General features: G+C 72.6%; 5 protein-coding genes. 2 read left to right on the forward strand and 3 right to left on the reverse strand.

The annotated features are described in order from the left end of the window. Positions 1-25 precede the first annotated feature (25 nt). Together VMV22_13050 and VMV22_13055 are read left to right on the forward strand one after the other, a co-directional pair. Positions 26-1,603, forward strand: coding sequence for a hypothetical protein (locus VMV22_13050; GenBank protein HUY23257.1), 1,578 nt, complete (start codon positions 26-28; stop codon positions 1,601-1,603). After that, positions 1,603-5,049: a GMC family oxidoreductase N-terminal domain-containing protein gene (locus VMV22_13055; protein HUY23258.1), complete on the forward strand. Its 3,447-nt coding sequence runs from the start codon at positions 1,603-1,605 to the stop codon at positions 5,047-5,049. The genes VMV22_13050 and VMV22_13055 overlap by 1 nt, the downstream gene beginning before the upstream one ends. A 63-nt stretch (positions 5,050-5,112) precedes the next feature. Here the strand turns inward: VMV22_13055 and VMV22_13060 are convergent, their stop codons facing one another. From VMV22_13060 to VMV22_13070, 3 genes are all read right to left on the reverse strand, one after another. Further along, entirely contained in the window at positions 5,113-5,853 is a 741-nt protein-coding gene (locus tag VMV22_13060; GenBank protein ID HUY23259.1) for a fatty acid desaturase, read from the reverse strand. Positions 5,854-6,082: 229 nt separating this feature from the next. Next, positions 6,083-6,406, reverse strand: coding sequence for an antibiotic biosynthesis monooxygenase (locus tag VMV22_13065; GenBank protein ID HUY23260.1), 324 nt, complete (start codon positions 6,404-6,406; stop codon positions 6,083-6,085). 72 nt (positions 6,407-6,478) lie between these two features. Further along, positions 6,479-7,237, reverse strand: a 759-nt coding sequence (locus VMV22_13070; GenBank protein ID HUY23261.1) for a TIGR03619 family F420-dependent LLM class oxidoreductase, incomplete at its 5' end; no start/stop codon positions are given.

The following is a 7,237-nucleotide window of genomic DNA, read 5'->3' on the forward strand; positions in this document are numbered from 1 at the left end:
CACGGCGACCGACGCGGAGGGTTGTGTGAAGGCTGCCATCCGATGGGTGTGCGTGTCCGACCTCCACCTGGGCGCGCTGAACAGCCTCCTCACCTCCGTCGACCCCGACGGCGAGCGCGTCGACCGGTCCTCGGTGTCCCCGGTCTTGGTGGCCCTCTGTGAGGCGGTGCGCTCACTTCGCTCGGGGACGGACCCGCCGCAACTGGTCGTGCTCGGCGACCTGTTCGAGTTGGCGCTCTGCTCCACCGAGGACGCCGCCGCGACATTCGCCCGATTCGTCGTGGCGCTCGGGCTCGGCACGGCCGACGCTGCGGTGGCACCGGGCATACGGTTCGTCCCCGGCAACCACGACCACCACCTGTGGAGTCGCGCCCGGGGCGACTGCTACATGGAGCACATCAGGGGGCTCGCGACCACCGAGCCGTTGCCGGTCGAGGCCCACGCCACCCGGCTGCTCCCCGACAACGACCCCTATCCGGTGCGGGACCGCCTGATCGAGCTGCTGGCCGCCCGAACCGATACGAGGGCGGCGATCACCGTCGAGCTGAGCTATCCGAACACAGGCATCGTGGACGCCACCGGGCGACGGGCCGTGGTGCTCTCCCACGGACATTTCATCGAGCCGCTCTACCGCGCCATGTCGACACTCGAGAACTTCCGTCAGGGACGGGCGCCGCAGCGGCCGTCGGCAGGCGACCTCGAGGCGGAGAACGGCGCCTGGATCGACTTCTTCTGGTCGTCGATGGGAGACAGCGGCGACATGGGTCGCTGGGCCCGCACGTTGTACGAGTCCCTACAGAGCGAAGCGGCGATCCGAGCCGAGATCGACGCCATCCGGCGGGCCGTCTCCGAGCGATCGATGTCGCGGTTCCGGAGCCACGTCGAGGGTCTCCTGCTCGACGGCGGGCTGTCCGCCGCGGTCGAGCGGTCGCTGCGGCGCGAGCGCCACGAGCCCGCCCTCCTGAGCGAGAACGGTCAGAAGGGGCTCCAGTCGTATCTCTCGGGTCCTGTCGCCCGACAGATCGACGAGGAGATCGGCGCACCCTCCGAGGTGGCCTTCGTCTTCGGCCACACCCACAAGCCGTTCGTCGACCTCGGCCAGCCGGTGGCACTGCCCGGTCCGGGGACGGTGATCAACACCGGCGGGTGGGTCGTGGACACCACCGCGCCCGAGCCGAACAAGGGCGCGTCGGTGATCGTCATCGACGAGGACCTCAACATCGCCGCGCTGCGGTGCTTCGGCCAGGGCTCGGGCTCGGGTCACATGATCGTCGTGGACGGTCCACCCCACGATGCGGCCAATCCCCTGGTGTCGGAGCTCCGCACCGGCATCGACCCGTCCCGGGACCCGTGGCGGGCGCTGGCCGAGGCGGTGACGGCCGTCGAGCTCGAGCGGCAGGACCAGCTGCGGGCCCGCCTGCAAGCGCAGACCGCCGAGCTCGGCACCCCCGACGACCACCATCGGTGGCGTCGTCACCGATCGGGGGTCGGTGCCCCGAGCGCCTCGCCGTCAGCTCCCGTGTCGGCACCGGGACAGGGACCGGCACCGGCACCGGCACCGGCAACAGGACCGGCACAGGCACCGGCGACAGGGGACCGGTGATGCTGCGGCTGTCCCGGCCCGTCGCCGACCTGAAACCCCACTACGACGTGGTGGTCGTGGGCTCCGGCTACGGCGGGAGCATCGCGGCGTGCCGGCTCGCCCGGGCGGGGCGGGCGGTGGCCGTGCTCGAACGCGGTCGCGAGCTGCACCCCGGAGAGTACCCGGCCACGTTGGACGCGGCGGGCCGCCACGTCCAGACGGTCAGCCCGCTCGGCACCACCGGCGACCCCCGCAACCTCTACTGGATGCACGTGGGTGGCGCCATGAACGTGTTCTCGGGGTGCGGACTCGGGGGCACGTCGCTCGTCAACGCCAACGTCTCGTTGCGGCCCGACCCGCGGATCTTCGAGGACGAACGTTGGCCACGGGCCCTGCGCGACGACGTCGCCGGCCTCGAGGCCGGCTACGAGCGGGCGCAGGCCATGCTCACCCCCACCACGTACCCCGAGTCCTTCCCGCCGCTCGCCAAGATGGAGGCGCTGCGCACGGCGGCCGACGGGGCGCCGTGCCACCCGACACCGATCAACGTCACCTTCCGGGCCGGGCCCAACGCCGCCGGCGTCCACCAGGAGGCCTGCACCGGGTGCGGGGACTGTGTGACCGGCTGCAACTACGGAGCCAAGAACACGCTGCTCATGAACTACCTACCCGACGCGGTGGCACACGGTGCGGAGATCTTCACCGAGGTCGACGTCCGCTGGGTGCAACGGGGGCCGGGAACCGGTGCCGGCGACGACACCCCCGGCCGGTGGGTGGTGCGGGCCCAGCCGCTCGGGTCGGGGCGCGACCGCTTCGGCGCTCCCCCACTGGCCATCACCGCCGACCTGGTGGTGCTGGCCGCGGGCACGCTGGGGACGACCACCGTCCTCTTCCGGTCCCGGCAGCGGGGCCTGGAGCTGTCCGAGCAACTCGGCCGGCACTTCACGGGGAACGGTGACGTCCTCGGGTTCTCCTACCGCCCGGGTGCGGCCGTGCACGCCGTCGGCGCCGGCGGGCAACGGCCCGACCCGGCGCATCCCGCGGGACCGTGCATCACCGCCTTCGTCGACCGGCGCCAGGGGCGCCCCCTCGAGGAGGGCATCATCATCGAGGACGCCGTGGTACCCGGGGCGGTGGCCGGGCTCCTCCCCCTGGAGCTGCTGAGCCAGCTGGCCCCGGACTGGGCGCGGCGGCGCCTGCGCGGCGGCGGTCCGTCGTCGTGGCTGCGCAGCGCGACCACCGACGGCCGCGAAGGGCTCACCGAGCACCTGCAGACGCTCCTGGTCATGGGCAACGACGACGCCGAGGGGACGATCGTGCCCGACGGTGACGACGTGCGGGTGGCGTGGCCCCACGTCGGCACCGGCCCGTACTACGAGCTCGCCAACCAGGTCGTCGGTGAGGCCGCGTCGGTCGACGGCGGCACCTTCCTGCACGACCCGCTGTGGTCGGGCCTGCTCGCCCACAGCCTGATCACGGTCCACCCGCTCGGTGGCTGCGTCATGGCCGACCGGGCGCAGGACGGCGTGGTGGACGACCGCGGGCAGGTGTTCGCCGGCCCGACCGGCCACAGCGTGCACGACGGGTTGGTCGTCTGGGACGGGTCGATCGTGGCGCGCCCCCTCGGGGTGAACCCGCTGCTGACCATCTCGGCGTTGACGGAACGGGCGGTGGCCGCCGTGGCCGCCGCCCGCGGTTGGACGATCGTCGACACTCGCGCCGGCAGCGGCGTCGCACCGGTCGACGCAACCGCGCCTGCCCCCGCCGATCGCCCGGGCCTGCTCTTCACCGAACGCATGTCCGGCTCCTGGTCGCCCACCGACACGCCCGACGTCGGCGACATCGCACAATACGAACGAGCCTCGGACGAAGGAGACGAGGCCCGTTCCACACTCACCTTCGAGCTCACCTTGTCCACCGACGACCTGCGGGCCACGCTGGCCGACCTCGCCCGACCGATGCGTGCCATGGGCACCGTGGAGGCACCCGCGCTCTGCGACGACCCGCTCATGGTGGAGGGCGGCACGTTCCAGTTGCTGGTGGCCGACGACGACGCGGATGCCACCGTGAGCCACATGTGGTACCGGCTCCCGCTCAGGGCCGTCGACGGGCGGCGGTTCCATTTCGCCGGGTTCAAGGTGGTGGCCCCCGGTGACGTGACCGACATGTGGAAGGCCACGACCTCGTTGTTCGTCACGCTGCGCCGGGACGGGCCCGAGGGCGCCGTGGTGGGCCGGGGCGTGCTGCGGATCACACCCCGCGACTTCGCCACCCAGCTGCGAACGGTGACGGTGACCGGCCCGTCGAGCGAACGCGAGCGCCTCGAGCTCGAAGCCCGCTTCGGGCGGGCCTTCGCCCGTCGTCTCTACGAGTCCTACGGCTCGGTCACGCACCGGTCCACCCCCTTCGACCGCAACGCCCCGCCCCGCCGGCGCCGCCCGCTGGACCTGCCGGCGCGCCATGAGATCGAGTACCGGGGCGCCGACGGCGTCCCCCTCCGGCTGGCGCGCTACCGGGGAGGGACACGCGGACCGGTCCTGCTGGTGCACGGGATGGGTGCGAACCCGCTCACCTACCTGCTCGACACCGTCGAGGTGAACCTGGTGGAGTACCTGGTCCACAGCGGGTTCGACGTCTGGGTCCAGGAGTGGCGGGGCTCCACGCTGCTGCCCTCGGCCTCGAGCCAGTTCACCGCCGACACCGTGGCGTACAACGACCATCCGGCCGCCCAGGCGGCCGTGCGCGGGCACACGGGCCGAGCCGAGCTCCACGTGGTGGCCCACTGCGTCGGCAGCCTGACCTGGATGATGTCCACCCTGGCCGGGACGACCGAGCCCACCTCCCTGATGTGCTCCTCGGTCGGCCTGCACCCGGTGGGGCCGCCGATCATGAAGCTCAAGGCGGGGCTGCGGTTGGGAAGTCTGATGCGCCGGCTGGGGGTGGGCATGCTCACGTCGGACTCGTACACAGACGAGTCGAAGGCGGCCCGGGCCCTCGACCTGGCGCTGCGGGCCTACCCCATCCCCAGAGCGGAGCAGTGCGGCCGGGCGGTGTGCCGCCGCCTGGCCTTCATCTACGGCATCGCGGTGCGCCACGACAACATGAACGAGCTGTCGCACACGACCATGCACGAGCTGTTCGGTCCCACCGACATGACGATGATGGTGCACCTCTCCGAGATGGCCCGAGTCGAGCGGCTGATCGGAGCCGACGGTGCCGACCGCTACCTCCCGCACCTGGAACGTCTCCGCCGGCCCATCACCCTCCTGTCGGGGAGCGACAACCTGGTCTGGGTGCCGGCGTCGACCGAGCGCACCCATGCGTGCCTGGTCGACAACCTCGGCGGGGACCTGTTCCGGCGGGTGGTCGTCGACGGCTACGGCCACCAGGACGTCTTCATCGGCGCCGACGCGGCGCGCGACACGTTCCCGGCCGTGCTCGATCATCTCGAGCGCGTCGACGCCTGACCCACCGGCGGTCCCCCCGACGCCACCGAGGCGAGCTCCCTGTCGGCGCTCCCCCGCCCGCCCTCAGGGCGTGGCGCCCGCCCGGGCGACCGCGCTCGTCTCCCGGAGGGTGGCGCAGCGCAGGAGGACCAGGAGCCGGATGCACCACCAGCCGGGATCGACCTCCCCCTTGGCCAGGCTCAGCCGGCTGGAGGTGGCGGCCGCGTGGTGGTTGTTGTGCAGGCCCTCGCCGACCACCAGCCAGGCCAACCACTGGTTGTTGGTCGCCAGGTTGTCGAAGGGCCGCCGTCCCCACCGGTGCCCGATGGCGTTGATCGCCCCCCCGCCGAGCAGGTAGTAGACGGCGTGGACGGCGGCGGCGGCGAGTGCGAATTCCCATCCGAACAACAGGACCAGGATGGCCACGCCCAGCCCGAGGCCCAGCACGGCGTGGTCGAAGAGCCAGGCGTCCCAGCGATCGGCGGGAATGTCCCGGGCGTAACGGGCCACCGCGGAACCGTCGCGGGCGACCCTGCGGTAGAGCAGGGCGTTGGCGAACTGCACGCGGGGGAAACCGAGGACGATCGGGGAATGCGGGTCACGAGGCGTGTCGGTGAAGGCGTGGTGCTTTCTGTGCACCGCCACCCACTGGCGGGGCTGCATCCCCGTCATCACCCAGATGAGCACCCGGCCGGCGCCCCGGGCTCCCGGGGACAGTGTCACGGCCCGATGCGACAGGCATCGGTGCAGGTACACGGTGGTCACCAACAGGGCGACCTGTGCGGTGAACAGGCCGACCAGGACGGCGCCGACGAAGAGAGGCATCGCCGACACGTTAGTGCCCCCCGTGCTGCGGGACCCCAGCGGCGCACACGGGCCGCCGCTGGGCCTGAGGCACGGGCCCGACCTCGGCCCACGGTGGCTGACAGCCGGTCATCCGTTTCGCGTGCCGGCACCGGCCACACGCGCCCGGCGACGGCCTGCGAAGGACGCGCCCGCTCCTCCCGGGGCGAGGATCCGACCGTCGCGCGGGGTCGGGGTCCCGGAGACGGGCCTACGGCTCGGTCGCCGGCGCCCGTTCGACGATCCCGATCGTCCCCAGCACGTCGTAGACGTTGCGCGCCACCGCCGTGCCGGTCGCCGCGGCGATCCGGTCGGCGAAGCCGTCGGCGATCGCCTCGCTGCCCGCCAGGGCGTCGTCGTCCTCCCACAGCGTCAGCGCGATGACGTGGTTGCGGACGTCGGGCTTCACCAGCACGACGAGGCCCCGGAAGCCGGGGTTCGACTCGTACACCGGCGGGAGGTCCGAGCGCAGCGCGGCGACGAGGTCGGTCATGTCCGCGCTCTCGGAGAAGAACGTCATCACCCGCGCCCGCACCCACGCGACCCTACACCGGGATCGAAACCTGGCACCGGACCCGCACCCCGACGACGCCCCGGCGTCGGCGGCTCAGCGCGGGCCCAGAAAGCGCGTGTAGTCGTCGAGGACGCGCAGCATGTCGTCCGACGGCCCCGAGGGGACCCGCAGCACCACCTCGGTGCAGCCGAGCGCGGCGTAGTGCGCCAGCTTCCCGGTGTCGGGGACGGTGCCGAAGGGGACGACCTCGAGGGCGGCGGGATCGCGCCCGGCCTCCTCCATCGCCGAGCGCAGGGACCCGAGGGCGCCACGCAGCCCCGCGCCTCCGATGGGCATCCAGCCGTCCGCGTACTCGGCGATGGCGGCGAACAGCACGGGGCCGGCGCCGCCGCCGACGAGGGTGCGCACCCGGGGTTGCTGCACGGGCTTGGGCCACGAGAACGACGGGGGCAGCTGCACGTGCTCGCCGTGGAACGCCGCCTCGTCCTGCGACCACAGCGCCTGCATGCACAGGACCTTCTCGCGCGCCACGGCCCGGCGCTGCGAGAAGTCCACCCCGTGGTCGGCCGCCTCGGCGCGGTTCCAACCGAAGCCCATGCCCAGCACCACGCGGCCCCCCGACAGGCGGTCGAGGGTGGCGATCTGCTTGGCCAGCACGATGGGGTCGTGCTGGGCGACCAGGAGCACGCCCGTGCCGAGGAGGATGCGCTCGGTCACCGCCGCCGCGGCCGCCAGCGACACGAGGGGGTCGACACTGCGCTTGTAGTCGTCGAGGTGGACCCCCTCCACCAGTGCCGGCGGAACGGCGAGGGCCACCGGCAGGTGCGTGTGCTCCGGCAGGTAGAGCGAGTC

It is taken from the genome of Acidimicrobiales bacterium, from assembly GCA_035531755.1.
Classification (GTDB): Bacteria; Actinomycetota; Acidimicrobiia; order Acidimicrobiales; family UBA8190; genus DATKSK01.

Bases quoted from the DNA above. Each gene is read 5' to 3' on its own strand.
- VMV22_13055 (HUY23258.1), top strand. From the start codon at position 1,603: ATGCTGCGGCTGTCCCGGCCCGTCGCCGACCTGAAACCCCACTACGAC.
- VMV22_13060 (HUY23259.1), bottom strand. From the start codon at position 5,853: ATGCCTCTCTTCGTCGGCGCCGTCCTGGTCGGCCTGTTCACCGCACAG.